Origin of the sequence: Flavobacterium sp., from assembly GCF_029242675.1 — a bacterium.
Lineage (GTDB): Bacteria > Bacteroidota > Bacteroidia > Flavobacteriales > Flavobacteriaceae > Flavobacterium.
Map to the genome: position 1 here is coordinate 1 of NZ_JAQWTM010000009.1, position 1,698 is coordinate 1,698.

Below are 1,698 nucleotides of genomic sequence, written 5' to 3' on the forward strand. Positions count from 1 at the left end.
AACTGAAAACTGCGAATCATAAAGATTTTTGTAATACCCATTTTCTAGGTTTAGCAGTTCTTGATGCGTGCCTTGTTCAACGATTAAACCTTGATCCATAACTACAATTTTATCTGCATTTACAATCGTTGCTAAACGATGTGCAATCACAATTGAAGTGCGCCCTTGGGTGATAGTTTCAGTAGCTCGTTGTATTAATTCCTCTGAGTATGTATCTATCGAAGACGTTGCCTCATCAAGAATCAAGATGCTTGGGTTACTAACATATGCTCTCAAAAACGCAATTAATTGGCGTTGTCCAGAAGATAACATAACACCACGTTCTTTAACATCAAAATCGTAATTATCTGGCAAGCTCATAATAAAATCGTGTACCCCAATATCTTTGGCAGCAGCCAAAACTTGTTCTCTAGTAATTTCAGGGTTATTTAATGTGATGTTGCTGTAGATAGTGTCTGCAAATAAGAAAACGTCTTGCAATACAACGGCAATTTGCTTGCGCAGAGATCCTAGAGTGTAGGCATCAATATTTTGACCGTCGATTAAAATAGTACCACTATTAATCTCATAAAATCGATTCAATAAATTAATAATGGTCGACTTTCCAGCTCCTGTAGATCCTACAATGGCAACAGTTTGGCCTGCTTTAACATCTAAACTAATCCCTTTTATCACCTCTTCATCAGCAATATAGCTAAAGTGTACGTCTTTAAAAGAAATATCTCCATTAAAAATAGGAGCTTCAAGTATGCCTGTATCTTGAATTTGGTCTTGCGTATCAATAATTTCAAAAACACGATTGGCGGCAATCATTCCCAACTGCATTTCGTTGAATTTATCAGCAATTTGACGTAGCGGATTGAATAGCATTCCTATAAACATAGTGTATGAAAATAAATCTCCAAAAGTGGTAAAATTATCTCCATTTAAAATACGAATTCCCCCGTAAAGCACTATAAATCCTAAAGTTAAAGATGAAATAATATCGGCAATAGGGAAAAAGATAGAGTTGTATAAAATCGTTTTTATCCATGCTTTTTTATGCTTGTCGTTAATCTCTTTAAACTTATCAGCCTCTATGTCTTCTCTGTTAAAGAGTTGTACGATTTTCATTCCAGTTACACGTTCCTGAACAAAAGAGTTCATATTTGCAATTTGGTTTCGAACTTCTTCAAAGGCAACTTGCATTTTACGTTGAAATACTCTTGTAATTACAACTAAGATTGGCATAGCGATAATTACAATCCATGTCAATTTCCAGTTCATGTAGAACATAAAAATTAGCACCACAAACATCTTCATTAGGTCACTGATAATCATGAATAACCCTTGACTAAAAATACGGGCTATCGATTCAATATCAGATACTGATCTCGTTACCAGCTGTCCCACCGGAACAAGGTCAAAGTATTTCATCCTAAAACTTAGAATGTGACTAAAGAGTTTTATTCGAATATCCTTAACAATATCTTGTCCAAGCCAGTTAGCCCAAAATACAAAGTAAAACTGTGAGAAAACCTCAAAAAGTAACACAATCCCCATTAAAGTGATGTACAACAATAGACCGTTTGCGTCCTCTGTTTGTATGTACCCATCTACCGTTTGCTTTAATAAATACGGCCTCAAGGCTGCAAATATTGAGAGAGAGATGGCAAAAATAACCACACCATTAAAACGCCATTGGTACGGTTTAGTATA

General features: G+C 35.3%; 1 protein-coding gene. It reads right to left on the reverse strand.

The genetic code is table 11. The features are described from left to right. Positions 1-1,698 (reverse strand): ABC transporter ATP-binding protein (locus tag P8M54_RS00405; RefSeq protein ID WP_300283748.1); only part of this gene is annotated, 1,698 nt, incomplete at both ends.